At 42.7% G+C, this 25,876-nt stretch carries 32 protein-coding genes; 17 read left to right on the plus strand and 15 right to left on the minus strand.

Annotated features, from left to right (window positions below; genetic code table 11):
- Nucleotides 1-79: 79 nt before the first annotated feature.
- Entirely contained in the window at nt 80-796 is a 717-nt protein-coding gene (locus VQ048_RS08760; protein WP_327611317.1) for a hypothetical protein, read from the minus strand.
- 264 nt (nt 797-1,060) lie between these two features.
- Between VQ048_RS08760 and VQ048_RS08765 the strand changes: the two genes are divergently transcribed.
- Both VQ048_RS08765 and VQ048_RS08770 read left to right on the plus strand, forming a co-directional pair.
- A complete protein-coding gene (locus VQ048_RS08765; RefSeq protein ID WP_327611318.1) occupies nt 1,061-1,318 on the plus strand; it encodes a hypothetical protein in 258 nt (85 codons plus the stop codon).
- Between the two features lie 64 nt (nt 1,319-1,382).
- Nucleotides 1,383-1,667, plus strand: a complete 285-nt coding sequence (locus VQ048_RS08770; RefSeq protein ID WP_327611319.1) for a hypothetical protein — start codon at nt 1,383-1,385, stop codon at nt 1,665-1,667.
- A 140-nt stretch (nt 1,668-1,807) separates the two neighbouring features.
- Here VQ048_RS08770 and VQ048_RS08775 read toward each other — a convergent pair whose 3' ends face one another.
- The 5 genes from VQ048_RS08775 to VQ048_RS08795 all read right to left on the minus strand — a co-directional run bounded on the left by VQ048_RS08775 (nt 1,808) and on the right by VQ048_RS08795 (nt 5,312).
- Nucleotides 1,808-2,521 carry a M949_RS01915 family surface polysaccharide biosynthesis protein gene (locus tag VQ048_RS08775; protein WP_327611320.1) on the minus strand — a complete coding sequence of 238 codons (714 nt, stop codon included), beginning with the start codon at nt 2,519-2,521 and terminating at the stop codon, nt 1,808-1,810.
- 26 nt (nt 2,522-2,547) lie between these two features.
- A complete protein-coding gene (locus VQ048_RS08780; protein ID WP_327611321.1) occupies nt 2,548-3,180 on the minus strand; it encodes a hypothetical protein in 633 nt (210 codons plus the stop codon).
- Nucleotides 3,181-3,254: 74 nt separating this feature from the next.
- Complete coding sequence (locus VQ048_RS08785; protein WP_064970430.1) at nt 3,255-3,818, minus strand: hypothetical protein; 564 nt, start codon at nt 3,816-3,818, stop codon at nt 3,255-3,257.
- Nucleotides 3,819-3,884: 66 nt separating this feature from the next.
- Nucleotides 3,885-4,586 (minus strand): hypothetical protein, encoded by a 702-nt coding sequence (locus VQ048_RS08790; RefSeq protein ID WP_127919814.1) that lies wholly within the window; start codon nt 4,584-4,586, stop codon nt 3,885-3,887.
- 267 nt (nt 4,587-4,853) lie between these two features.
- The gene (locus tag VQ048_RS08795) at nt 4,854-5,312 is read right to left on the minus strand and encodes a hypothetical protein (protein WP_327611322.1); all 459 of its coding nucleotides are present in this window, start codon (nt 5,310-5,312) and stop codon (nt 4,854-4,856) included.
- 626 nt (nt 5,313-5,938) lie between these two features.
- Here VQ048_RS08795 and VQ048_RS08800 point away from each other — a divergent pair.
- Nucleotides 5,939-6,580 carry an MBL fold metallo-hydrolase gene (locus tag VQ048_RS08800; RefSeq protein ID WP_327611323.1) on the plus strand — a complete coding sequence of 214 codons (642 nt, stop codon included), beginning with the start codon at nt 5,939-5,941 and terminating at the stop codon, nt 6,578-6,580.
- A gap of 30 nt (nt 6,581-6,610) precedes the next feature.
- Here the strand turns inward: VQ048_RS08800 and VQ048_RS08805 are convergent, their stop codons facing one another.
- From VQ048_RS08805 to VQ048_RS08835, 7 genes are all read right to left on the minus strand, one after another.
- Nucleotides 6,611-7,171, minus strand: a complete 561-nt coding sequence (locus VQ048_RS08805) for a thioredoxin family protein (protein WP_327611324.1) — start codon at nt 7,169-7,171, stop codon at nt 6,611-6,613.
- A 32-nt stretch (nt 7,172-7,203) separates the two neighbouring features.
- The gene (gene miaA / locus VQ048_RS08810; RefSeq protein WP_327611325.1) at nt 7,204-8,109 is read right to left on the minus strand and encodes a tRNA (adenosine(37)-N6)-dimethylallyltransferase MiaA; all 906 of its coding nucleotides are present in this window, start codon (nt 8,107-8,109) and stop codon (nt 7,204-7,206) included.
- 80 nt (nt 8,110-8,189) lie between these two features.
- Nucleotides 8,190-8,531 carry a YkvA family protein gene (locus VQ048_RS08815; protein ID WP_327611326.1) on the minus strand — a complete coding sequence of 114 codons (342 nt, stop codon included), beginning with the start codon at nt 8,529-8,531 and terminating at the stop codon, nt 8,190-8,192.
- Between the two features lie 82 nt (nt 8,532-8,613).
- On the minus strand, nt 8,614-9,144 hold the full coding sequence (locus tag VQ048_RS08820) for a TlpA family protein disulfide reductase (protein WP_327611327.1): 531 nt from the start codon (nt 9,142-9,144) through the stop codon (nt 8,614-8,616).
- 13 nt (nt 9,145-9,157) lie between these two features.
- On the minus strand, nt 9,158-9,718 hold the full coding sequence (locus tag VQ048_RS08825) for a thioredoxin family protein (protein WP_327611328.1): 561 nt from the start codon (nt 9,716-9,718) through the stop codon (nt 9,158-9,160).
- Between the two features lie 26 nt (nt 9,719-9,744).
- A complete protein-coding gene (aroC, locus tag VQ048_RS08830) occupies nt 9,745-10,806 on the minus strand; it encodes a chorismate synthase (protein ID WP_327611329.1) in 1,062 nt (353 codons plus the stop codon).
- Between the two features lie 119 nt (nt 10,807-10,925).
- Nucleotides 10,926-11,696 (minus strand): DUF3108 domain-containing protein, encoded by a 771-nt coding sequence (locus VQ048_RS08835; protein WP_327611330.1) that lies wholly within the window; start codon nt 11,694-11,696, stop codon nt 10,926-10,928.
- 191 nt (nt 11,697-11,887) lie between these two features.
- On the opposite strand from VQ048_RS08835, the gene VQ048_RS08840 reads away from it, so the two are divergent.
- From VQ048_RS08840 to VQ048_RS08905, 14 genes are all read left to right on the plus strand, one after another.
- Nucleotides 11,888-12,940, plus strand: a complete 1,053-nt coding sequence (locus tag VQ048_RS08840) for an NAD(P)/FAD-dependent oxidoreductase (protein WP_327611331.1) — start codon at nt 11,888-11,890, stop codon at nt 12,938-12,940.
- Between the two features lie 37 nt (nt 12,941-12,977).
- Nucleotides 12,978-13,310 (plus strand): 2Fe-2S iron-sulfur cluster-binding family protein, encoded by a 333-nt coding sequence (locus tag VQ048_RS08845; protein ID WP_327611332.1) that lies wholly within the window; start codon nt 12,978-12,980, stop codon nt 13,308-13,310.
- A gap of 195 nt (nt 13,311-13,505) precedes the next feature.
- Nucleotides 13,506-15,314, plus strand: coding sequence for a translational GTPase TypA (typA, locus tag VQ048_RS08850; protein WP_327611333.1), 1,809 nt, complete (start codon nt 13,506-13,508; stop codon nt 15,312-15,314).
- A 128-nt stretch (nt 15,315-15,442) separates the two neighbouring features.
- The gene (locus tag VQ048_RS08855) at nt 15,443-15,991 is read left to right on the plus strand and encodes a metallophosphoesterase family protein (RefSeq protein WP_327611334.1); all 549 of its coding nucleotides are present in this window, start codon (nt 15,443-15,445) and stop codon (nt 15,989-15,991) included.
- Between the two features lie 10 nt (nt 15,992-16,001).
- The gene (locus tag VQ048_RS08860; RefSeq protein ID WP_327611335.1) at nt 16,002-16,871 is read left to right on the plus strand and encodes a PA14 domain-containing protein; all 870 of its coding nucleotides are present in this window, start codon (nt 16,002-16,004) and stop codon (nt 16,869-16,871) included.
- 98 nt (nt 16,872-16,969) lie between these two features.
- The gene (locus tag VQ048_RS08865) at nt 16,970-17,713 is read left to right on the plus strand and encodes a TonB-dependent receptor plug domain-containing protein (protein ID WP_327611336.1); all 744 of its coding nucleotides are present in this window, start codon (nt 16,970-16,972) and stop codon (nt 17,711-17,713) included.
- Nucleotides 17,714-17,741: 28 nt separating this feature from the next.
- The gene (locus VQ048_RS08870) at nt 17,742-18,677 is read left to right on the plus strand and encodes a SusC/RagA family TonB-linked outer membrane protein (protein ID WP_327611337.1); all 936 of its coding nucleotides are present in this window, start codon (nt 17,742-17,744) and stop codon (nt 18,675-18,677) included.
- Between the two features lie 120 nt (nt 18,678-18,797).
- Nucleotides 18,798-19,856 (plus strand): SusC/RagA family TonB-linked outer membrane protein, encoded by a 1,059-nt coding sequence (locus VQ048_RS08875; RefSeq protein WP_327611338.1) that lies wholly within the window; start codon nt 18,798-18,800, stop codon nt 19,854-19,856.
- A gap of 18 nt (nt 19,857-19,874) precedes the next feature.
- Complete coding sequence (locus VQ048_RS08880; protein WP_327611339.1) at nt 19,875-20,525, plus strand: RagB/SusD family nutrient uptake outer membrane protein; 651 nt, start codon at nt 19,875-19,877, stop codon at nt 20,523-20,525.
- 21 nt (nt 20,526-20,546) lie between these two features.
- Nucleotides 20,547-21,386: a RagB/SusD family nutrient uptake outer membrane protein gene (locus VQ048_RS08885; RefSeq protein WP_327611340.1), complete on the plus strand. Its 840-nt coding sequence runs from the start codon at nt 20,547-20,549 to the stop codon at nt 21,384-21,386.
- Nucleotides 21,387-21,389: 3 nt separating this feature from the next.
- Entirely contained in the window at nt 21,390-22,304 is a 915-nt protein-coding gene (locus VQ048_RS08890; protein WP_327611341.1) for a PI-PLC domain-containing protein, read from the plus strand.
- The gene (locus tag VQ048_RS08895) at nt 22,234-23,208 is read left to right on the plus strand and encodes an alkaline phosphatase (protein ID WP_327611342.1); all 975 of its coding nucleotides are present in this window, start codon (nt 22,234-22,236) and stop codon (nt 23,206-23,208) included. The genes VQ048_RS08890 and VQ048_RS08895 overlap by 71 nt, the downstream gene beginning before the upstream one ends.
- Nucleotides 23,198-23,509 carry an endonuclease/exonuclease/phosphatase family protein gene (locus VQ048_RS08900; RefSeq protein ID WP_327611343.1) on the plus strand — a complete coding sequence of 104 codons (312 nt, stop codon included), beginning with the start codon at nt 23,198-23,200 and terminating at the stop codon, nt 23,507-23,509. The genes VQ048_RS08895 and VQ048_RS08900 overlap by 11 nt, the downstream gene beginning before the upstream one ends.
- A gap of 19 nt (nt 23,510-23,528) precedes the next feature.
- Nucleotides 23,529-24,038: an endonuclease/exonuclease/phosphatase family protein gene (locus VQ048_RS08905; RefSeq protein WP_327611344.1), complete on the plus strand. Its 510-nt coding sequence runs from the start codon at nt 23,529-23,531 to the stop codon at nt 24,036-24,038.
- Nucleotides 24,039-24,099: 61 nt separating this feature from the next.
- Here VQ048_RS08905 and rpe read toward each other — a convergent pair whose 3' ends face one another.
- Both rpe and VQ048_RS08915 read right to left on the minus strand, forming a co-directional pair.
- Entirely contained in the window at nt 24,100-24,750 is a 651-nt protein-coding gene (gene rpe / locus VQ048_RS08910; protein WP_327611345.1) for a ribulose-phosphate 3-epimerase, read from the minus strand.
- Between the two features lie 25 nt (nt 24,751-24,775).
- On the minus strand, nt 24,776-25,852 hold the full coding sequence (locus VQ048_RS08915; RefSeq protein ID WP_327611346.1) for a M42 family metallopeptidase: 1,077 nt from the start codon (nt 25,850-25,852) through the stop codon (nt 24,776-24,778).
- Nucleotides 25,853-25,876: the final 24 nt, after the last annotated feature.

Here is a 25,876-nt window from a genome sequence, read left to right on the forward strand (position 1 = left end):
TTTTACTCGAAAGCAAATGTGAGAAAAATTTTCATTTAACCCAAGGGAAGTTTCGACTTCCCTTTTTTATTTGCTCTCTCTAAAAAGTTACCTTTGTGAGTTGAATGTGCCATTTAATAATTAAAGGAATCGAAATTAATGTGTTGTGAAAAATATGAATAAAAACAGCATACGAAAATCCAAATCTTAACCGGGTATAAGCGAAATAATAGCCATTAATGAGCATTAAAAACATTAATAAATAAGGCGCCACGGATTTTATATTAAAGTTATAATTTCCGTAATGCACCAAACAGAAAGCTATTGTCAGGAGGTGAAAATAAATTAAAAAATGCTTTTGGAGAATAGCGCTTATACGATCGTACTTTAAATAAATCAGCCCCCAGCTAACAAACAAGATTAAAAAACAAATACTATATTTCAATAAGCCATTTATATCGGGATGCTGTTTTTTAGTAACAAAAAACAAAAACAAGTACAAAAAAAAAGTAGAAACATAGCTATTGACCTTGCTCATTTTTAAAGGTAATCTAAAAACCAATTCTTCGACAATAGGTCCTATTAAACAGATAAATCCCAATTTAAAATACATAGGGATTTCTTCGTTGCCTTTTCCTTTTAATGAAGGCGATTTATCGGATTCCATGAGGCCAAAGTAAGCCAACAAGGTTACGAGAATTAAATAAAGAAAAAGTATTTTAAAATAGTTTATCAATACGGTTTTGGTATTAAGAACGAAGCCGTACCTCTCGTTTGACCATTTACCTTTAAATAAAAATTGAATTACCTCATTCATATTTTTTTAAAAATGCCCTTCAAAACTTTTAAAAGCAATAAGGGAAAGGAGATTGATTAATTCTAAATGCTTCTTTTAACAGTTTGTTTCTCTGCCTGCATAGATAAAACTATTTTTTTAATCTAAAACTATTTTTAAATGAAAAGGATTTTCTTTTAGTGAAATTGTTTAGGTTTATTAATGGGGGTGAAGCCAATAAGCATGAAAAAAAACGATAAAAAAATTGAATAATGTTGCCGCCGTAAAGGGGAGGACCATAGTAATATGGCAGGTGAATTCCAAATAACGCCCGCCGTCTATCGAAAAATAGAAACAGGGGCTATTAAACTATTCTTAGAAAGATGCTTTAAGATTGCTGGAGTCATGGAAGCGTATTATACCGATCTTTTAGAATTAGCGAAAGAGGCATTAAGTCGGAATACCCCCAATGACGAAAATGGATTCAGACAAAAAATGGATAATTTATACCAAGAAAATAAAAACGTTCATAAAGCGCTTCCGAAATCTAAAATACTCCGTTAGAAGGCTTAAAGAATAGGTTTAGTATGGCATCAATAGCCTTAAAATAGAACGCTATATCGGGGAAATGAGCTTTGACATTGGGGAAGTAAATTTTGACAATGGGGAAATAAATTTCCATATTGGGGAAGCGAATTTTGACATCGAGGGAATAAATTTTCACATTGGGGAAGTAAATTTTGACAATGGGGAAGTAAATTTTGACAATGGGGAAATAAATTTCCAAATTGGGGGAGCAAATTTTGATATTGGGGAAATGAGTTTTGATATTGGGGGAATAAATTTCTACATTGGGGAAGAAAATTTTGACATTGGGAAATGGAATTTTGCGACGGTAAAATTTCAAAAATGACCGCTATCCGAATGCTGAACCTTCAAAAATAGAACCTATTTGATGCGTTTCGTCGCCTCTTCGCCGTCGCCTGATTCCTTGATGTCATTCAACCTAAAAAAGAAATTTGGAAGGGGCGTCCCCATCGAAAAAAAAGCATCTCAGTCCAGACGCTGAACGCTGTTCTTCCGCCACATTTTTAAAGCAAAGTCTTTGATTTCTTTTGAGGCTTTTGATAAGTTTTCGTCGAATTGATACTCGCCTTCCTCAAGTTGGTCTTCGCCCGCCATTAGAGTAGCGTGTCCTCTTAAAGCATATTTCTGTTTGCCTTCGTACATGATAATTTTCATCACATCTGGACTGATGTCCGAAGTACACAACATGGAATACATCATCCAAATTTCGGCGATACCATTATGGTTTAAATCCGTGATTTTAAAAGTATCTTTAACGAAATTCATAGATAAATCAAACTCGCAATTCAAAATAAAATCTTGCACTTTCCAGTTTAATTTATATTTATTTTCGTTTTTATCGTAAAGATAATCGTACACGAAAATTTTTGCCTCTTTTTCATAGTCTGCGTTGACCACCTTTTTGCTGGGAACAATACCCGTTTCTGTTAACAGGATTATATGCTCTCCCTGTAAATCCTCTACTCTAACAACCTCTTTTACCTTTCCCTCAAAAGAAAGCCCCTGAGGAATCGCTTTATCTGAAAGTTTTTCGTACGAAATTTCAAAGGTTTCCTTCTTTTCTAATTTTTCCGATGCACCTTCTGTTGGTATTTGCTTTTCTTCTATTTTACTCTCGGTTGTATGACACGATAACAATACAAATAATACAAGAGCGATTAGCAGTTTAAAATCATTCATTTCACCTCCAATTTATTGTGTTGATTTTATGCGGAACAAACCTCAAATCGGTCAATAGCCGTTAGATACCATATGTTATTGAAATAACCAATGTAGAAAATAAACTCCTTTTGGTTTTGCCCAATCACAATGACTTTATGACTGTTTCTCTCTATGGTTTCCAGTTTTTTAACCTCACTATCGGGCCAGAGGTTCTCATCAAAGTTAGCATTTTCAAACTTTGCAATTTCAGAAAATAAAGATTCTTTTTGATTAAGGTCGATATAAATTCCCGCAGGTTTATTCCAGCTTTCGGTTTCACAGCTAAATATCGGTAGTTTTTCTTGGGTAATTTTATAGTCAGTTATGATATTAGGGTCAAAAGGCAAATAGCTGGGAACGGGTTTAGCAAAAGAAATCTTTTTAAAATTAGCAATATTATCCTGAGCTCCCATACGAAACAGAAAGGTTATCCCAAACTTCTTATGAATAAGTTTATTTAAAGTCTTTTCATCTTTATTCTGATAAGCTTTAATAATATTGATGATAACCGTTTGCATTTCCTTCTCCTTTTCGGAAAATCTAATTTCTTTAACCAAAGTAGGTTTACCTTCGTTAACTAACTTAGAATTCTGACAAGAAATAAAACACACTACAAAAAATAACAAAAATTTTTTCATCGAATTTCTAATATAAAAAAACACAAAAGAGCCTAAACGTTACATTTTTTTGACTATTTTTCAAACATATCTTTTTAATTTTTCAGTATTTCTTCAAGCTTTTCATAATCTCCATTTTGACCAAAATTCTCAGTATTCGCTTTAGTTCCTATAATTTGACTTTTAAAACATTCAAAACATATTTTGGCAATTCCCACAGTTTTATTTTGTTTTCTGAAAATTAATATATCTCGATAAACAGCAGGACATGCATAATCTAAATTTTGACTTACTGTTTTTTCAACAAAAATTTTATTTATTTCTTCAAATTTAGACTGACTAATTTCAGATTTTTTATAGCCAATTTTTTCCAAACTTTTGAAAAACTCAGTGTCATTTAAATCTTTAGGTTTATCACCTAAAACAATTTCAGATTTTAGATTATTAAGTTTTGAAATTTCTCTATTACTCGTTAATTCATAAATGCTGTCTATTTCGTTTTTGTAGTGGTCTATTTTGTCATATTCAAAAAAAATTCTTCCGTGTTTTGGAACAGAATCATTTTCAGCAGATTTTATATCAACTCTTTTATTTTCCTCAACTTTTTTACAGGAAATAAAAAGTAACAATAAAATGGATAGTATAATTTTTCCTTTCATGTTGGTTATTTAACAAAATATCACATAATTTTTGTAAAGGCTATACATGTTATTGGCAAATATTTATTATTCTCTGCTATAAATATTTGTCAATAAAAAACCATAATTACTATCCATTAGAGTTACATTTCCTCCAGAGAAACCAATTCCAATTCCTCCAGATGGTGTAGATATTGAAGAAGCACCGAATCCCGAAAAGCTTATAAACATTGAGTCTCCGTTTTCATTCGGTTTAACTTTTACAGATGTGCCAAATGCTTTTCCTTTTGTAACTTTCATAGGTTTATCAAATTCCATTACCGTGTAATGAAAAGATTTGATTTTTCTTGGTTCATCATTTAAAGAATATTCCTCTATAATTTCTTTACCTAAATTATCTTTACCAAAGAAAAAAAAATTATTTTTTGGAAGATTATCTTGATTTATCTTTTTTATCTCATCTCCAATAACATAAACATCAATAACTAACTGGTTTATTCCATCTTTATTTTTAAAATCAACAAATTTGAATGAATTAGCACCTCTCTTTTGTGCTTGGTCTTTCAACAAATAGATTACCATGTCAATATAGCTGAATTTGTTCGTTGCTTTAAGTCTTCCAATATATTTAGCCTTTGTAATATCAGTTTCTTTTGCCAAGTAAAAAAAATCTTTCTTTTCTCTTTTAGGGAGAGAATCATTTTTTATAACATGTTCAATTTTTATTTTTTGAGAAAAACAAAGATTTATTATAAAACTCATTAATATTAAAATTGTTATTTTTTTCATTTTCATAATTGTTTTTGATATTATTTTACTACACCTGACACTAACGAGAAAAGTATTTGCTATATTGCTAAGTTAAATAAATTAGTGAAAGAGAAAAGCATTATATGATGAAAATATTACAAAATCTTTATTATACATCGGACAAAAACAGGGCTAATATTATTTTTTTCATAAGAATTAAATTTATATAAAAACTTTTACTATTGCTATTCTCATGTAAAATAACCGTTATTCAGAATGACCTTTTTAATTTACCATTTGTCACTTCTACATTATTCTCATGTTAAATTTTAAAGGAATATTGATATTCAGTTGTGTTCTAAATCCTTCTGTTCTATAGTGGATGGAATTATCAAACCTAAAGCCATACCCCACACCAAGCTCTAAAAAGAAATAGCTAAATCCAACTTGTGGAGCAACTGTTTTTGGAGAAACATTAAACCTTACAAAAGTGAATGGTAAATCATTTTTCTTGAATTCAAAATATTTCGTTGCATTAATCTCGGGTATGACTAAAAGTTTACCATCAGCAGCACCTACTAATGCATTTCCACCTAATACTATAAATTCTTTGTCCAATGCAAACTTTACTCCAACATCAGCAAAACTTCTATTAAAATAGGTATAACCTCCCTCAATAGCTATGTTTTCTTTTATATCTTGGGCATTTACTAATAGTGGTGCTACACCAAGAACAAGCATATAAAGTATTTTAGAAAAATTCATTTATTTTAATTTTATTAAAAGTTATAATCTTCATCTTTTTTAGCTTTCTTAAAAAAACAACATATCAAATTTCTATGCTGCTAATTTAAAATAAACTCATAAGAATGAATAGTAAAAATTATATCTATTAAAAAAATGCCAAAAGATAGAAAAACTTTTGGCAGCACTTCCTTTATAAATTATTGATTGTTCTGTGATTCAAAATTAATCATCCGGTTAATACCAAATTTATCTGTAAACATATCCAAATAAAGGGTGGCCGTTATGAGGTTCAAGTTAAAAATCTCGGCGGATAAGCGGCTTCCTCCGATTGAACGAGAGGAGGTTTCGGATGCTGACGGTGTAGCTTTTTCGATTTGTCCTCCTATATACAAGCGGATACGGAACAGATTTATTATTTTGAGGCTTTTAGGAAAGAGGGAAATAAATGGACTTGGGTTAGTGTGAGGCCGTCTAGGGTTCACGATAAAGAAAAATAGTGTAAAAACAACCTCAATTATTATTAAATAACAGAAACGTTGTAAAATTTTGATATGAAAAAAAATATTCTTAGTGTTGATTGGTTTGGTGAATAGCTGTTTTTTATTTTTCGTTAAAAAGTCTAATTTTGCGATAAACGAGACGTTATGCTGGCTATAGAATCTTTTACGTTTAATCCTTTTTCGGAGAATACTTATGTTTTGTATAACGAGCAAAAAACTGCGGCGGTGGTGGATCCGGGAAATTTGCAACCTCATGAAACGCAGGCTTTGGAGGCTTTTGTTACCCGCAAGGGGCTGGCAGTTCGTCATCTGCTTTTAACGCATGCTCATATTGATCATGTGTTTGGGCTTCAGTGGTGTCATGACCGTTTTGGTATTGGCGTGCGGCTGCATCCTGACGAGAAGGAGATTTTGGATCGTAATCCTATGACGGCGGGGCAGTATGGTTTCTTTTTTCCTCCTTTTTCGGGGGAGGTTTCTTTTTTATCCGAAGGAGAGGTGATTCGTTTGGATGAGGATGAACTGGTGGTGCATCATGTGCCGGGGCATTCACCAGGACACGTGGCGTTTCATTGTGTTCGTCAGGGTTTTGTGGTGTCGGGAGATGTTTTGTTTCGGGGGAGTATTGGGCGTACGGATCTTTATAAGGGGAATGCGGACGTTTTACTTGAGAGTATTCGGACGAAATTATTTGTATTGCCGGAGGCTACCGAGGTTTTTCCGGGGCATGGAACGTCGACTACGGTGGGGGAGGAAAAACGGTTTAACCCGTTTTTTGTTTCATAGAAAAAGCTGCCTTTTGGGGCAGCTTTTCGTTTAGTTTTTCCATTTGATGTTACAGCCTAAACTTGGGCGTTGAATTTCTTCCTGGGGTTCTCCTGCGAGGAGGTTTTCAAAGGCGATGATGAGATCTTCCCCTGTGATTTCTTTGGCGTTTCCGGGGCGGGAGTCGTCCATTTGGCCTCGGTAGATGAGATCCAGTTTGCTATCGAAGAAATAGAAATCGGGAGTGCAAGCGGCGTCGTAGGCTTTGGCAACCGATTGGCTTTCGTCGAAGAGGTAAGGGAAGTCGAAGCGTTTTTCGATTTGGAATTCGATCATTTTTTCGGGGGCATCGTCGGGGTATTTTTCCACGTCATTGGCATTGATGGCGATGAACTCGATTCCTTTTTCGTTATAATCTTCGTAGAGTTCGGTGAGTTTGTCGATGATGTGGAGGACGAACGGGCAGTGGTTGCACATGAATACGACCAAAGTTCCTTTTTCGCCTTTTAAATCTTCCAGCGATTGTATTTCGTTGCTTTTGGAAGGGTTAGGAAGTTCGAAATAAGGGGCTCTGGTGCCTAGGGCTAACATATTGGAAGGCGTATTGGCCATAATAATTGTTTTTTTAGGGTTAAACTTTATTTTTAGATAACGTGATTTTCTTTCAGCAAAGATAAGGATTCGCCGAATGCATTGGCGTAGTTTACTTGGTGGATGTCGTTTTCTTTTCGGTACCAGGTGAGTTGTCTTTTGGCGAATCTTCGGGAGTTTTTCTTGATTTCTTCAATGGCGGTTTCCAAATCGGTTTTACCGTCGAAATAATCAAAAAGTTCGCTGTATCCTACGGTTTTTAGAGCGGTGAGATGACGGTAGGGTAGTAGGCTTTTCACTTCTTCCAGTAGCCCGTTTTCCATCATCAGATCCACCCTTTGGTTGATGCGCTGGTAGATGGTTTCCCTTGGGGCTTCGATGCCGATTCTCAGGGTTTTAAAAGGGCGCTGGGGTTGGGGCTTGGCAATCAGTTCGGAGTATTTTTCTCCGGTTTTCCAAATGACGTCGATGGCGCGGAGCAGCCGCCGCGGGTTTTGACGGTCGACAATGGCGTAATATTCGGCATCAAGGTTTTCCAAGAGGTTTTGGAGGGCTTCGATGCCTTCGGATTGCCAAAGGGTCAGTAGTTTTTCCTGATTTTCGGGGGTCGCTTCGGGAAGGTCGTTCAGGCCTTGAAGAACGGCTTTTTCGTACATCATGCTTCCGCCGACCATAATAACGGTGTCGTGGGTTTGGAAAAGGCTTTCGAGTCGGTTCAGGGCATCGGTTTCAAACTGCCCGATGGAATAATAGTCGGTTACGGACAGGTGTCCGATGAAATGATGGGGAGCCTGCTGCTGTTCCTGTGGTGAAGGAGCGGCTGTCCCGATGGGCATTTCCTTAAAAAACTGACGGGAATCGCAGGAGAGTATTTCCGTACGGTAATGGCTGGCTAGTTCAATAGCCAGTTTGGTTTTACCAATTCCTGTGGTGCCCGATACCGAAACGAGTGTTTTCACATTGCAAATGTCCTGAATTTTCTTCAATAAAAAAACCGCCTGAAAAGGTTTTGGCGGTTGGTTTGGGTTTATTTAGCGGATTAGGGTTTTACTTCTTCGGCCTCAATGGTGGTGATGCCCTTCTTTTTCAGGGCTTCCCACAGTAGGAATTTATCCACTTCGGCCATTAGTTTGGGGATGGTCAGGGCCAAAACGGCCAAGTCGTCCATGGAGCCGATGACGGGGACAAGGAACTCTGGTATCAGATCAATTGGGGAAATGACGTAGAGTAATCCCAGAATGGGGAGCACAATGTCCAAGGTTTTTGCAGGGTAGTAGCCTTGTTTCCAAAGTTTTACCATGCGCCAAATGGCTGGGAGTTTTTGGATGAATCCTTTGTGTTTGATGGCTTCTTTTAGTACGTCGATTTTAGAATATTTCATTGATTTGGAGATTGTTTTTCAGGCCTATTTTTGCAAAATGTGTTCCAAAGGAGAGCGGGGATGGTTTTAAAATGTGTTAAAGTCAGGGGGTTACACGATCAATGAAATTCAGACTTTCCTCGCTGTTCCAGTCTTTCGTAGCTTCTTCTTTTAGGAGGATGTGGCCGTTGGGCGCTAATAGAAAGGTAGTGGGGAAGACCTTGGGAAGCAGCTTGGCTTCGATGGGGCTTTCTGCGAGGTAGACGGGGGCGGTATAGCCGTTTTCTTCGATGAACTTCTTTACGTCTTCTTCTTGATCCATCATGGCGATAAGGACGAAGTCCATTTGGTCTTTTCGGTTTTCGTAGAGTTTTTGGATGCTGGGCCATTCTTCCCTGCAAGGTTTGCACCAGGTGCCCCAAAAGTTTAGGAAAAGCACTTTTTTGCCTCGGAAGTTTTTGAGGTTGGTGCTGGTGGTGTTTAGGCCTTTGAGTTGGATGTCGTAAGCGGCTTCTTCTACGGTTACGGCGTTTTTGATTTCGGCAACGGGAAAAAATACATCTTTGACACCGGGAATAAAGAATACCCCTGCGACAAGGGCTAAAAGAGCAATATAAATAAGATTTTTTTTCACTTTGGGGGTTGTTTTAGATTAGATTGAGCAATTCTTCGATGACGTCCTTGCCTCGATTTTTGGCGTAATAGATTTGCAGGTCGTTGTAGAAGGTTTCCCGAGGATAGCTATCAGGGTTTTCCTTGAATTTTTTTAGGAGAGCCGTGCCGTAAGCTGGTCTTGGTCCCCATACGTTTTTTACAGAAAAATCTTCATTGAGAAGGAGGATTTTGGGGATGGACTGGCTGCCGTTTGTTAAGAATTGGTCGATGAGCGAGTGGTCGCTATCGCGTAGAAAAATTTTGACAGGTATGCCTGCTGCTTCAAAAAAACAATGCACGGCAGGAACGGTGGCGCTGGCATCACCGCACCAAGGTTCGGCAATGATAAGAATTTTTCCCGAAATTTCTTTTTGTTTTAGGGCGGTTAGTTGTTCGGGGTCGGGTTTATAGGTTTTCAGGGTGCGTTCCATACGCTGGAGGCCCAAGAGGTAATAGTCCCGATGTTCGTCTTCGGGGGAAGGGTTCTGGGCTCTTGTTTGGGCAATGTTCAGATAGTCTTGAAAGGAAAGGGCTTTATCCCAATAATTTTTCATGTTTTGTTTTTTAGAGGAGGATGAGGTTAGAGTTTCCGAATTTGATTGATTAAAAACAAATCGGCGATGACGAAAGCCGCTAGGTTTTCCACGATGGGGACGGCTCTAGGGAGAACGCAGGGATCGTGTCGGCCTTTGCCTTCCACGAGGATGGGATTTCCGTTTTTATCGAAACTTTCCTGTGGACGAAGGATGGTGGCTACGGGTTTGAAGGCTACGCGGAAATAGATGGTCATGCCGTTGGAAATTCCGCCTTGAATTCCGCCCGAAAGATTGGTTTTCGTGCTGAAATCGGCATTAAACAAGTCGTTGTGATCTTTTCCGGTCATTTTCGCCCCGCAAAATCCGCTGCCATATTCGAAGCCTTTGGCGGCGTTAATGTTCATCATGGCTTTGGCCAGTTCGGCTTGCAGTTTTCCGAATACGGGTTCGCCAATACCGGCGGGGACGCCTTTGATGACACAGGTGATGGTGCCGCCTATGGTGTTTCCTTCTTTTTTGACGGCTTTTATTTTTTCGGTCATTTTTCGGGCGGTGTCTTCGTCGGGACAGCGGACGTCGTTGAGGTCAATTTTGGACAGGTCGAGCTGCTGGTAGGGTTTCTCGCAAAAAATATCGCCGACGGAGGATACATATGCATGAAACTCGATGTCCTTGGGCAGGATCTGTCTGGCAAGTGCGCCGGCAGCCACCCAGTTTATGGTTTCTCTGGCGGACGATTTACCGCCGCCGCGGTGATCTCTCCATCCGAATTTTTGGTCGTAGGTAAAATCGGCGTGGGAGGGACGGTAGTGGTCTTTCAGGTGATCGTAATCTTTGGATTTTTGGTTTTCGTTTTCAATGATAAATCCAATGGGGGTTCCTGTGGTTTTTCCCTCGAAAATCCCTGACAGAAAGCGGATGGTATCGCTTTCCTTTCTTTGGGTAACCAAAGCGCTTTGTCCGGGTTTGCGCCGGTCCAATTGGTGTTGAACGGCCTGAAGGTCGACCTGGAGGCCTGCGGGAAAATTGGTGATAATGCCACCGTAGGCGGCGCCATGGCTTTCGCCAAAGGTGGATAGGGTTAAAAAATGACCAAGTGTGAACATGGTACAAAGGTAATGAATAATCGCAAGTTGAGAAGTGCGTGCATTCGGGTTTTTACGGCAAGGAGGAAAATAAAAAAAAGCAGACTTTAAGACTGCTTTTGATTGGGTATAAAGGGAGGTTATTTTTTGAAGTTCAGCGGGTACATTACGTTGCTGTATTGTTCAAGACTGGCTTTCATGGAGCCGACGGCCAATTCGGCTTTCATGGCTACGGGGACGCGGTTTTTGTCGTTGCTCACCCACATGGTAACGCCTTCTTTGGCTTTGAAAACCCTTCCGCTCATCACCATCGGAGTGATTTTGAAACAGTTGATGGTGCCGAATTTGGTTTTAACGTCCTCGGTGCCGTCCACCCGAAGTTGGAAGGGAAACATTTCGTCGTCGATCCATACGTTTAGGCGAATGTTTTTGCCGACTCTCAATTCCGTAGCGTCCAGTCCGCGCAGATGATAGAAAGCGGAAAGCATATCTTGGAGTCCGTTTACGGTATTGATCTTCTTGGGAGCGTTTTTCGGATTTTTTTTGTCAGTCAGGATAAGAGTGTTGTTTTGCTGGTCGAAAGCGGCTTGAAGGTGCTGGCTGTAGCTGCCTTCTTTGACGTTTCTCACGTAAAAACTCGGAAGTCCGTTGTTCAGATTGATATAGCTTTCGTAAAGGTCCTCCACCTTAAAAAAAGTACGCACGGCACCGGTTGTTCGTCCTACGCCTTTAACATAGAGGTGAGGGATGTTTTTATAATTGGTTTTTAAGGTGCTCAGCGTGGCGGTTCCGGCATTTAACGGACCGTAGTGAATGCGGTAGTGCAGGGTTTCTCCGGACTTAATGTTGTTGAGTTGGGCGAACGTCCCTACTCCGATGAGAATGCCAAAAAAGAGAATTAGTTTTTTCATGCGGTTATTTTTACAAAAACGTTGCCAAATTACGAATTTGTAGTTTATGCGGGGTGGGGTTTATTCGGTTTTTATGATTTTTTTTGAATCTTTTTAGGGGGAATAGGTGATCTTTGTTACCGTGGGGGTTGTTATATTTTTATTAAATTTGTCGCTTACAAATTATTAACAACAAAGCATTTATTTAGGTCATGATTACAACAGACTTATTGATTATAGGGGCAGGGCCTACGGGGCTTTTTGCCGTTTTTGAAGCAGGATTGCTCAAAATGAAGTGTCATCTTATCGATGCACTGCCTCAGCCTGGAGGACAACTGGCGGAGCTTTATCCGAAAAAGCCGATCTTTGATATTCCGGGGTATCCCAGTATCAATGCGGGCGAACTTATTGATAATTTGATGGAGCAGATTAAGCAGTTTCAGCCGGGGTTTACGTTGGCAGAAACGGCGGTGAGCCTTGAAAAAATAGATGAAGAGTGGTTTGAGGTTGTAACTAATAAGGGCACGGTTCATCGAGCAAAGGCGGTGGCGATAGCCGGAGGATTAGGGACTTTTGAACCTAGGAAGCCTGATTTGGCTAATCTGTCCGACTACGAGGAGAAGGGCGTGGAGTATTTCGTGAAGGATCCCGAGGTGTTCCGGGATAAGCGTATTGTGATTGCGGGCGGTGGCGATAGTGCCTTGGATTGGTCGATTTTTTTGGCGGATGTGGCCAAGGAGGTGACCTTGGTGCATCGTAGAAATGAATTTCGTGGGGCTTTGGATTCGGTGGAGAAGGTTCAGCGTTTGAAAAACGAAGGGCGAATTAACTTGATTACGCCGGCGGAAGTGGTAGAGCTTAAAGGTGAAGGGCGTATCGAGGCGATTACGATTGAGAAAGAGGGCGAGTCTTTCGATGTGGAGACGGATTATTTTATTCCTTTGTTTGGGCTTACGCCGAAGCTGGGCGAGCTGGCAAATTGGGGGCTCGAAATCGAAAAAAATGCCATTGTGGTGAATAACGCTTTGGACTATCAAACCAATATTGAAGGGGTTTATGCTATTGGAGATATCAATACTTACCCCGGAAAACTGAAGTTGATTCTCTGCGGGTTTCATGAGGCGACACTGATGTGTCAGAGTGTTTATCAGCGTTTGAACCCTGGGAAGAAGTACGTTTTGAAATACACGACAGTGAGTGGAGTGGATGGGTTTGACGGTAGCCGTAAGGAAGCCGAAAAAGCCGTTGTGAAAAAGATAGATTAGAAAAAAAATACCGTTAACGAAAAGAAAGGGCTAAGTTATGGGAGATATAACACTTAAAATAAAGGATCGGGAAGGAGTGACGCACGAGGTGGCGGCGCCTACGGATATGTCGATGAATTTAATGGAGGTAGTGCGGGCTTACGAGTTGGCCGAGGAAGGTACGGTTGGCGTTTGTGGCGGGATGGCGATGTGTGCTTCTTGTCAGGTTTATGTCGGCCGTGGGGCGGAACTTTTGTCTCCGATGGGTGACGAGGAGGAGGCCATGTTGGCGGAAGCCTTTCATGTTAAATCGAATTCCCGTTTGGGCTGTCAGATTCCTATGACGGACGAGATTGATGGCTTGGAGGTGGAGTTGGCGCCTTATCCGTAAGAGTTGTTTGGTAAGGAAGTAATCTAACGGGCCTGAAGATTTTTCTTCGGGCTTTTTTGTTGGTCTTGGTTTTGTTTTGGGAATACTGTTGGTAGGTTGTTAAAAATCAAAACATTAAGTTCTGGTTAATCTTCGGGGGAACGGCTTCCATCTTCCAATCTTTTTTTCTACTTTTGCATCCGTCAAAAACCTTTTATGCAAAACATCAGAAACATTGCGATTATTGCGCACGTAGACCACGGTAAAACGACCTTGGTTGATAAAATTATTCATGCCACCAACATTTTCAGGGAGAATCAGGAAAGTGGCGAATTGATTATGGATAACAATGATTTGGAGAGAGAAAGGGGAATCACGATTCTTTCCAAAAACATATCCGTAACCTATAAGGACACGAAAATCAACGTTATCGATACACCGGGGCACGCCGATTTTGGAGGCGAAGTGGAGCGTGTTTTGAAGATGGCGGATGGGGTTTTGCTATTGGTGGACGCTTTCGAGGGGCCGATGCCTCAGACCCGTTTCGTGCTTCATAAAGCGTTGGAATTGGGGTTGAAACCGATTGTGGTGATCAACAAAGTGGATAAGGAAAACTGTCGTCCGGACGAAGTTCACGATAATGTATTTGATTTGTTCTTTAATCTTGATGCGACGGAGGAACAGTTGGATTTTCCGACATTTTACGGTTCGTCCAAGCAAGGGTGGTTCAATACGTCCTTAGAGCCGACGGATAATATTCTTCCTTTGCTGGATGGGATTTTGCAATACGTGCCGGAGCCTAAAGTGGAGGAGGGTAACTTGCAGATGCAGATTACTTCGTTGGATTATTCCTCGTTCCTTGGGCGGATTGCCGTAGGGAAAGTAACCCGCGGAAACGTTAAAGAAGGGCAATGGATTGGCTTGTCTCAAGAGAATGGCAACATTTTGAAGGGTAAGGTTAAAGAGCTTTACGTCTTTGAAGGGTTGGGTAAGAAAAAAGTGCAGGAGGTTCAGGCTGGCGATATTTGTGCGATTGTTGGTTTTGATGCGTTTCAGATTGGGGATACGTTTGTGGATTTGGAAAACCCGGAGCCTCTTAGCCGTTTGTCCATTGATGAGCCTACGCTTAACATGACGTTTTCCATTAATAATTCTCCGTTTTTTGGCAAGGATGGTAAGTATGTGACATCCAATCATTTGAAGGAGCGTTTGGAGAAAGAATTAGAGAAAAATTTGGCTTTGCGGGTGGAACAGACGGAGGATGCCAATACGTTTTTGGTTTTTGGACGGGGGATTCTCCACCTTTCGGTTTTGATCGAAACGATGAGACGGGAAGGGTATGAGATGACCATCGGTCAGCCTCAGGTAATTTTGCGTGAGGTGGATGGGGAGAAATGCGAACCGTACGAATCTATGGTGGTGGATGTTCCGGAGGAGTATGCTTCCCGTGTGATTGATTTGGCTACTCAGCGTAAAGGGGATTTGCATATTATGGAGACTAAAGGAGAAATGCAGCATTTGGAGTTCGAGATTCCTTCTCGGGGGCTGATAGGTTTGCGTTCTCAAATGCTTACGGCTACGGCGGGCGAGGCGATTATGGCGCACCGTTTTGCGGAATACAAACCTTTTAAAGGGGCGATACCGGGTAGAAACAATGGGGTTTTGATTGCCAAGAACCAAGGTCAAGGAACGGCTTATTCTATCGAGAAATTACAAGATAGAGGGCGTTTCTTTGTGGATCCGGGAGAAGAGGTTTATGCGGGTATGATTGTTGGGGAACAGAATAAACCTGGCGATTTGGTTGTGAATATTGTGGAAGGCAAACAGCTTAATAACATGCGTGCGGCGGGTAAGGATAAGGATGGTAATATTGCGCCTAAGATCCAAATGTCTTTGGAGGAATGCATGGAGTATATTCAGGCAGATGAATGCATTGAGGTTACGCCTAACTTTATCCGTATGCGGAAGAAAATTTTGGCGGAAGAAGACCGTAAAAGAGCCGAAAGAATGGCCAAATCGGAATAAGACTACGGGATGTGAATTTCCTGTTAGCCATTGCAAAACGCAATGGCTATTTTTTTGCTGTTTTTTTTTAACAAAACCGTAACCTTTGTTTTGACGGGAATTTAGGGCTTAGCTTTTAAATTCGCGGTATGAAAACTTTAGTTCGTTTTTGGCTTTTATGGGTTTGTTTCGGAGCGTATTCGCTTGTGTTAGGACAGAAGAAGATGGAATTTCGGTTTGCTTCGGATGGTACGTTTCGAATTTTGCAACTTACGGATGTGCACTGGTCGCCATCCTCCTCTGTAAATACGAAAAATGAAAATCTTATTACGGATTTAATTTTACAGGAAAAACCTGATTTGGTTGTGCTTTCGGGGGATATTGTAACGCAATCGCCGGTGGAGGAAGGGTGGTCTGCGATAGCGGATATCTTTGCACGTTCGGGGCAGAGGTGGACGGCTGTGTTGGGGAATCACGATCATGAGGGAGATAAAAATAAACAGGAAATTGCGCAGTATTTGGAGGGGTTGCCCTTTTTTGTGGGGTACTCCGAAGCGGTCAGTGGGGTGCTTAATCACACGATTGACCTTTTCAAATACGATGGCTCTGAGGTTGGGGGGCGATTGGTTCTGATGGACACGCACGACTATACTTCTTCCATCTTCTTCCATCCGATGGGGGAAATACGATTGGGTTAAACCGGATCAGTTGGAGTGGCTTTCGCGGTGGCTGGAGAACAGTGAAGAGAAGCGTATTCCGATGGTTGTATTTCAGCATATTCCTTTGCCGGAGTATGCGGAAGGGGAAGAGATGGGGGGAGAGCCGGTAAGTGCGCCTCAGGTTAATTCGGGGGTGTTTGCCCGCTCTCTGCCTTATTCTTTTGCCATGGGCTTTTTTTGTGGGCACGATCACGACAATCGGTATGAAAAACTGGTGCGAGGGAAATCTTTGATTTATGGTAATGTCTCGGGATTTGATGCCTATGGCAAGCTTCCTCGTGGAGGGCGGATGGTTGTTTTAAGAGGAAATCAGGCGTCGTTTTATACCTATACGGTATCGGGGGAGAAGTTGACGCGGTCAAGGGTTTATCATCATCCCAGCGGGCTTCATGAAGTCGGAGTGGAGGATGCATTTTTGGAAGGTCGGGTGTCGGTAAAAGCGCCGCGAAAAGGGGTTCGTTACACGTACTACGAGGGAAAGGTAAAAAGTGTTTCGGAGTTGGAGGGGCTTGATCCACTACGGGAAGGGGTTGCAAGTGGCTTGGATTTACCTGAAGAAAGGGCGGAGGATTATTTCGGAATTAGATACAAGGGGTATCTTCGGATTCCGGAAGATGGAGCTTATTTGTTCGAACTTTCTTCTGATGACGGGGCGGTTTTGAAAATTGCAGAGCAAGTGGTGATTGATAACGATGGGAGCCATGATGTGCGTGTGCGTTCGGCGAAGGTTAATCTGAAAAAAGGGTTTTATCCGCTGGAACTGCTCTATTTCGAAGATCGTATGGGCGAAGAGCTTCAGCTTCAGATTGAAAGCCTAAAAATGCAGAAACAGCGGTTGGATTTGTTATTATTCCATTAAAGAAAGGAGGTTTTTGAGCCTCTTTTTTTAATGTTCTTTTAACGTGTATTTAAGGAATAGTTTTTACTGCACTACTACTTTCGCAAAAAAAATATTCCATGAAAAATTATTCGGTAAGTCGAAATCGAGCAGCGCAGTTTATTTTAGGGTTTTCTTTTTTTCCTATGATTTTATCGGCCCAAAGGAAGAATGATAGTATTGGGGTCAAAAACATAGAAGAAGTTACGATTGTTTCGGTGGGGTATGGTAAGCAGCAGAAGACAAGGACGTCGGGGGCTGTTACCCGAACCAATTTGGACAACCTTACCGATCGATCTTTGCCGGATGTGGCTTCGGCGATTCAGGGGAAAACGGCGGGGGTTAATGTAACGACGGAAGGGGGAGATCCTACTTCTGGAAGCCGGATAAATATTCGGGGATTAGGAGGGATTAATGGCGAGAGGCCTTTGTATGTGGTGGATGACGTTATTTTTGAAGGGACACCGATTCTGAATCCCAACGATATCGAACCCATCAATGTGGTTAAAGATGCGACGGCGGCCGTTTATGGGGCGCGGGCAGCGGGAGGAGTGGTTTTTATTACGACTAAAAAAGGAAGACGTGGGCGGCTTAATGTTAATTTTGATGCGAAACAAGGTTTTCAGGGGGCTTGGCGGAAGAGAAAATCGCTTAATGCGGCAGAATATCAGGATGTGATGGCGGCGGCGTATCGTCATTCTAACCTTCCGGTTCCGGCGGCCTTTGATCCCTTGCGTAATCCGGACGGGCGTATTACTCGAACGGATTGGGTTGAGGAGATTTTTCGTACGGGCAGTATGCAGGATTATAATGTAGATTCTTAGTAGCGGCGGCGAAAAATCTAATTTTTTCATGAGTTTTAATTATCGGAATCAAGAGGGGATTCTTCTCAATACGGAATCTCAGCGGTATAATTTCAGGATTAATTCGGATCATCAGGTTAATCCTTGGCTGAAAGTTGGTGAAAACTTGAGTTACAGTATGCTTAACGGAAACGGGGCTAATACAAACGACGGGTATATCGGGGCTATTTTGTCGGCGATGTATTATGTGCCCAGTTTGACGGTGTATGAGGAGTCGGGCAATTATAGTGGGCTTCCATTGGCTTTTGCGGGGGATTATGGGGATATGATTAATCCGGTGGCGTATCTCAACCGAATTGATTTTCGCAATCCTTCCCACTCTTTGATGGTTAATCCTTATTTGGAAGTTAAATTGGGGGCGTACCTTAAGTATCGTTCTAATTTGGCTATTACACAGCGGTTTACCGGTTCGAAGGATGTGAAGCGGAGGCGCTTGGAGATTGGTAAGCTGGATCGTCAGAATCAGGTGGCTTATACCAACGATTTTTCAAAGACGTTGCTTGCGGAGCAGGTGCTTTCTTATGACCGTACTTTTAACGGGCATCATTTGGATTTAACGGGGGTTTATTCTTTTCAGAAGGACTCGAGTGAAGGGTTTGCAGCGATGATTCAGAACTTTCCGCAAGAGATTTCTTCGTTCATGTATTTGCAAAACGGACTGGATAACAAGACGATGAGCAGTTACTTGGAGAGGCGGGCGCTCAATTCCATGATGTTTAGGGTTAATTATGATTATCGTTCAAAGTATATGGTTTCTTTGATTGGTCGTCGGGATGGGACTTCTTTGCTTCCGGAGAAAAACAGGTACGAGTCGTTTTATGCGGTTTCGGGGGCATGGAATGTTGCGAAAGAAAATTTTATGGCAGCAAGTGGTTTTTCGACATTCAAACTAAGGGCGAGTCATGGTTATACGGGGAATTTGTGAGGTCTTCAGAATAATGTTAATGCGATTTCGCCGCTATTCACGAGGTTTGAAAATATTGTTTTTGGTTCTTCGGCGGCTCAGAATAATGCGTATTTCACTACGTTGTTGGGGAATCCTGATTTGAAATGGAGGGTAAGCCAGCAGACAAATTTTGGTTGGGATTTCGGTTTGTGGAGAGATCGTTTGAGTGTGAATGTGGATTACTTTGAAAAAAAATCGCTTAATCAGATTTTGCGTCTTCCATTGCCTAGTACTTCAGGGTATGCGAATACTTTTGTGAATGCGGGGGATTTTTTGGATAAGGGTTTGGAGCTTGGTGTGGCTTTTCGCAATTCGGGACACCGAAAGTTCAGGTATAATATTAATGCGAACTTCAATACGTTGACCAACGAAATACTTTCTTTGGGCAGTCGGCAGCACATCAATATGGATGAATATAGCGTTAGGGGAGCGTTGAGGCCGTTGCGTTTGGTAGTGGGAGAATCTTTGTATTCTTATTATGGTTATCGTACGGGAGGGCTTTTCCAGTCGGAGGCCGAGGTTTTGGCTCATGTGGATTCCAATGGGAATTTGCTTCAGCCCAATGCCAAACCGGGGGATCTTAAGTTTTTGAAAGCAGAGGGTTCTACGGGGCCGTTGGATCCGGAGAAGGATTTTGTGAATTTGGGGAATCCTTTTCCGAAGTTTAGTTATGCTTTTACGGTGAATCTTGAATATGAAAATTGGGATTTGTCGGCTTTTTTCCAGGGAGTCTACGGGAATAAGATTTTTAATGGGTTAAAGTTTATCACCATGAATCCGGCAGGTGGAGCGGGGCAGAATTATAATTTGGATAGGGCTATTCTTGAGGCTTGGTCGCCTACCAATACGGCGAGCTCCATTCCACGTTTGGTGGCACGGGATCCTTCGGGTAATTACTCGACGTTGTCGGATTATTATGTGGAAGACGGTTCTTTCTTGAGGTTGAAAAGTTTCAGTATAGGGTATAGGCTTCGTTCGGAAAAGTTGGAAGCGGCAGGCATTCGTGGGGTTCGTATTTATGCTTCGGGAACTAATCTTTTTACTTTGACCAAGTATACGGGGTTCGATCCGGAGGTGGGATTGGATTATTTGGGGCTTGACCAAGGAAGGTATCCTCAGGCTAGAAATATTATTTTGGGTATTAGCATTAATCTTTAATTAAAAAAAATAGATCAAATGAAAAAAATTAAAATAGTTTTTTGTGTTCTTGCGGTGTTGTTGATGGCTCAATCTTGTGAAAGGGAGTTGGAAATACAGCAGGAGGGCTCGCCTTCGCTTCAGAATTTTTGGAAGACGGAGTACGATTTGATGACGGGGGCGAATGCCATGTACCGTCAGATGATGAGTGGGGAGTTTTACGGTAGGGGGTTGTTTTGGTTTATCAATGCTTCGGACGATATGGTGACCGGAAGGGTGAGGGCGGAAGCGGATAATGCCAAGAATTTCAATAAGGCTTATGTTGGAGGGTCTTTGGATGGGCAGTGGAGTGTGAGGTATTGGACGATAGCTCGGGCGAATGAAGTTTTGAAGTATGCGGATCAGACCAACGCTTCGGAAGCGGTGAAGAGAAAATATAAAGGGGAAGCGTTGTTTATTTCTAGTCGAATGTATTTTGAGCTGGCATCTAATTATGGGAATGCTAAAGCTGGGGTTCCGATTATTCCCAGGGACGGTGTTATTCGTTTGGAGGCGGTTCCTCGGGCAGAAAGTGTCGATATGAATTACGATTTTATTATTGAGGATTTGAAGTTGGCCGCAGATTATCTTCCGATGCTTTCGGAGTTGTCGCCTTCGGAATTTGGGCGTCCTCATAAGGTGGCGGCTTAGGCTCATTTGGCTAAGGTGTATTTGTATAAGAAAGATTACGCGAATGCCGAACTGTGGGCCACCAAGGTAATGAATGAGGGAGGTCGGGCTTTGATGGCTGATTTTAGGGCTGTTTTTAAAGCGGAAAACAATTTTGGCTCGGAGTATATATGGAGTGCGATTTTGACGCCTCAGTTTACGGGATGGGGGTCTATTCTTGCGGGGGTGATGTTGGAGAATAAAGGCTGGGGAGAGTATAACGGCTGGGGGTATTTCATGCCTACGAAAGAGCTGTATGATAGTTACGAAACGGGAGATCTTAGAAGGGAAGCTACGATTCTTAAACCTGGGGACGAGTTTATTTTCAATGGAAAGACGCGGGTTTATTCGTCGGTTAATAGTCCTACTCAGATGCAGTTTAATAAGTATATGGATCCTTATAAGGTAAATTTTGCTTCCAGTCCGCATATTGTGAGTACCGATCCGGATTTTCCTTCTACGAATTTAGCTATTCCTTTGCTGAGGTATGCGGAAGTAATACTGATTGCAGTCGAAGCCAAGCTGATGCAAGGAAAAAATGCGGATGAAGAGATTAATAAAATTCGTCTTCGTGCGGGGCTTTCGCCTAAGACGGGGTGTTCGATGGCGGATTTAAAGAGAGAAAGGCGGAATGAGCTGGCGGGCGAGTGGAGCGATCGTCATAGGGATTTGGTTCGTTGGGGCGATGCTAAGGCGGTTTATTCCAGGCCGCTGCATGGCTGGACGGGAAATGAAGTTTGGGGGGCGCGTTCTTTTGATCCTAATGTGCATGATGTGTGGGCGGTTCCTCAGCGGGAAGTGCTTAACAGTAATGGAATTATCAAACAAAATGAAGGTTGGTAAACTATGGTTTTTTTTAGACTGAAATGCTTAACAGCGGCTTTGGGGCTGCTGTTTTTCGCGTGGCTTGAGGGTCAGAATTACGATAGGTACACATTGAGTAATGGTTTTGCTCATAACGATTATCTTCAACGTCATCCATTAATGGAGAGTTATGCTTTGGGTTTTGGTTTGATTGAGGTGGATTTATGTTGGAATGGTGGCGAATTGATGGTGGCGCATGAGAAGGAAACGGTTCGGGAGGGGCGTACGTTCAACAGGCTTTATTTGGAGCCTTTGGCTCGGCTGTGGAAGGAGGGAAAGGCGAGGCCGGTTTCTTTTTTGGTGGATTTGAAAACTTCTTGGCAGGAAACGTTGCCGGAGGTGGTTCGTGCTATTGAGGCTTATCCGGAGTTTGGGGATCAGGTGACGTGGGTTATTTCGGGGGATCGGCCTCCGAAGGAAAAATTTTCCGAATACCCTTCGTTTATTAAGTTTGACGGAAAATTAGGGGAGACTTATCGTCCGGAAGAGCTTGCTAAGGTGGCTTTATTTAGCGAAGATTTCAGGCTTTACTCCTCTTGGAATGGAAAGGGGCAACCGAAAGCTCAGGAACAGCATCGGATTAGGCAAGCGGTGAGTTGGGCGCATGATAAGGGGAAGCCTATTCGTTTTTGGGGGACTCCGGATGAGATTAATGCTTGGCATGGGTTGATGGGCTACGATGTGGATTATATTTCGACGGATCAGCCGGCTGCATTGGCTGCTGTTTTGGAGCGAATGGGCAAGAGTTCTTATCGTTCTAGGATTGCGCCAGTCTTATTTTCCAAAGAGGAAAGGGTTTGGCGGAAAGAAGGCAAAAAATGTTATTTTGTTTATTGCGGACGGGGTTTCTTTGCCTCAGCTTTATGCGGCTTATACGGCGAACGGAGGGCGTCTTAATATCTTTAATATGCCTTATTCGGGGGTTAGCAATACGTCTTCTTTCGATGCTTATATTACGGATTCGGCTCCGGGTTCAACGGCTTTTTCTTCAGGCAAAAAGACGAGAAATGCTTATGTGGGCGTGGATGAATCGGGTAATGCTTTGCGGCTTTTGCCTGCGCTTTTGGCCGATAGGGGGAAACAGACGGCACTTTTAACCTCAGGGGATGTTACGGATGCTACGCCGGCGGATTTCTATGTGCATGCGACGGACCGTAATGATAGTGGAAAAATAATTCGTTTTTTTAAAGACTCGGGGGTTCGGTATCTTGTCGGAGGTCCTTCGGAGGGATGGCAGCCTTCGATGAAATCTTTTTTTCAGTCGGAGGGGGTTTCGGTTTATGAGGGTTTGGATTTTTGGGAGCCGGACGGGCGTAAGACTTTGGTGATGTATGCTTTGGCTTCGGAAACGGTTTTGGGGCGCAGGGGCGATTGGATGCGTCGGGCCTATACTAAACTATTGGACGCGATAAGGAAGAATGACAAAGGATTTTTCTTTGTGGTTGAGGCCAGTAGGACGGATATTGGAGGGCACTGGAGGGATTTGCCTTATTTGGTGTCGGAGCTTCAGGAAATGGATAACTTGGTAGGGGAAGCGCTTCGGTTTTCGGATCAGGACGGGGAGACTTTGGTGGTCGTGGTTGGCGATCATGAGACCGGTGGATTGACGCTTTTTGGGGGTGATTTTCAGAAAAAACAAGTTTTCGGTCAATTCTCTACGATGGATCACACGGCGTTGCCGGCGTTGGTTTTTGCGTATGGTCCTGGGGCGGAAGAGTTTACGGGGTTTTATGAGAACACGGCGGTTTTTCATAAGTTGCTTAAAGGAATGGGCTTTTTAATAAACGAGAATGAGAAATAAACTGATTTACGGGTTGTTATTCGGGCTGTGGTTTGGGATTCAGAAGTTCCCTTCGCAGTGGTTGGAAGTGATGACATTTAATGTTCGGTATGATAATCCTGATGATGGCGAAAATCGTTGGGAGCAAAGGGTTTCTAAGGTTGGGGCGGTGTTGGGTTATTATGAACCTGATATTGTTGGTTTTCAGGAGGTTCTTCCTCGTCAGTTTGAACAGTTGAAGACGATGCTTCCGCGTTATGGTTTTTATGGGAAGGGGAGAGATGAAGGAGGTTTGGGGGAGGCGAGTCCTATTTTTTTTTGATTCGACAAAGTTTGAGTTGTTGGATTCGGGGACGTTTTGGTTTTCGCCGACACCGGAGAGCATTTCATCGGCTTGGGGAGCGACGCTCAACCGAATTTGTTCTTGGGTGGTGCTTCGTGATAAGGGGCAGGGTCGAAAACTAAAAATTTATAATGCGCATTTGGATCATGAAAGTGAACTTTCGAGGCAGAATAGCATTTTGATGCTTCAGGAGAGATTGAAAGAGGATGGGCGCCGAGGGATTTATGCTATTGTTTTGGGGGATTTCAATAAGACGTTTTCGGGGGAGCAGCTGCATTCTTCTTTGTTTCCGGGATGGTCGGAAGCCGGGTTGCTGGCGGAGCGTGTGCTTACGGATCAGGGGACTTATCATGATTTTGGGCGGAAGCTTGGGGCTGCACCTCGGATTGACTATGTTTTTGTTCCTGACGGGAGTCGTGTTGAACGGTACGAGGTGGTTACGGTTCAGATGCGGGGAGGTCTCTTTCCTTCGGATCATTTTCCGGTGAGGGTGAGGCTGTTTTGGTAGATTAAAAAAAGAGAGCCTTGGTGTTTCGAGGCTCTCTTTTTTTGATGGGAAACCGTAGGGATTATAACTTTAACAGTTCTATGGTTTTTTCGGGGTTTTCGGAGGCGAAGACGGCATTTCCGGCTACCAAAACGTCGGCTCCGGCTTCAAAGAGGCGGGCGGCATTTTGGGTGTTAACGCCTCCGTCGACTTCGATGAGGGCGGTGGAGTTATTGGATAGGATTAAGTCTTTGGTTTCCGCTATTTTTCGGTAGGTGTTTTCAATAAATTTTTGACCTCCGAATCCGGGGTTTACACTCATTAATAGGACGAGGTCTACGTCGGCGATGATGTCTTCCAGCATCAATACGGGGGTGGCGGGATTCAGTACGACACCGGCTTTGGCTCCTTTGTCTCGAATCCGATGGATGGTGCGGTGGAGGTGGGTGCAGGCTTCGTAATGAACAGAGACCAAATCGGCTCCTTCGTCGATGAATTCTTCGACGTATTTTTCGGGTTCTACAATCATCAGGTGAACGTCGATAAATTTTTCGGCGTGTTTTTGGATGGCTTTCATTACGGGAAATCCGAACGAGATGTTGGGGACAAAGCGTCCGTCCATAACATCTACATGGAGCCAGTCGGCTTGGCTTCGGTTAAGCATTTCGATGTCCCGTTGCAGGTTGCCGAAATCGGCGGAAAGTAGGGAGGGGGCAATGAGTTTGTTTTTCATTTTTCTTTTTTTTGAGCTTCTTTTATTAGTGGTATTTTAGTTTTAGGTCTGGGGTTATTTTCAGCAGGGTTTCGTAGATCAGCTGAATGACGTTTTGAACGTCTTTTTTATCCACCATTTCCACGGTGGTGTGCATGTAGCGCAAAGGAAGCGAGATTAAGGCACTGGGGACGCCACCGTTGGAATGGGCAAAGGCGTCGGTATCGGTGCCGGTTGCTCTGCTGGCTGCGGCTCTTTGGTAGGGGATTTTTTTCTCGTTGGCGGTTTTTACGATGAGGTCTCTCACATGATGATGGACGCTTGGGGCGAAGAAAACGACGGGGCCGTTGCCGCATTTTTGGTCTCCTTCTTTTTTCTTATCGATCATTGGAGTGGTGGTATCGTGGGTAACATCGGTAATGATAGCGAGGTTGGGCTTTAGGGTGTCGGCAATCATGTCGGCGCCATAGAGACCGACTTCTTCCTGCACGGAATTCACGATATAGAGACCGAAAGGCAGTTTGTTTTTGTTTTCTTTTATCAGGCGGGCGACTTCGGCTATCATAAATCCGCCGATACGGTTGTCCAGGGCTCGACCTACGAAATAGCGGTCGTTTAGTTCGAAAAACTCATCGGGATAGGTAATCATGCATCCGACGTGGATGCCGAGTGCTTCGACTTCTTTTTTGGACGTGGCGCCGCAGTCGATGAAGATATTTTCTATTTTGGGGACGGGTTCGTTGGCGTTGGCGCCTCGGGTGTGGATGGCGGGCCAGCCGAATACGCCTTTTACGACTCCTTTTTCACCGTGGATGTGGACGACTTTGGAAGGGGCGATCATTTGGTCGGAGCCTCCGTTGCGGATGACGTAGATTAGTCCGTCGTCGGTGATGTAATTAACGTACCACGAAATCTCGTCGGCATGGGCTTCGATCACGACTTTGAATTCTGCTTCGGGATTAATGATGCCGTAGCAGGTGCCGTAATGATCACTTTCGATAACGTCGACGTAGGGTTTAAGATAATTGGTCCATAGGGCTTGGCCTCGATGTTCGTAGCCTGTGGGAGAGGCAGTGTTGAGGTAATCCTTGAGAAAATCAAGTGATTTTTTTTTGAATTTCATAGAAAGGAATAATTTTTGTAATGG

This window comes from Bergeyella anatis (assembly GCF_036016955.1).
GTDB lineage: Bacteria > Bacteroidota > Bacteroidia > Flavobacteriales > Weeksellaceae > JAYWXI01.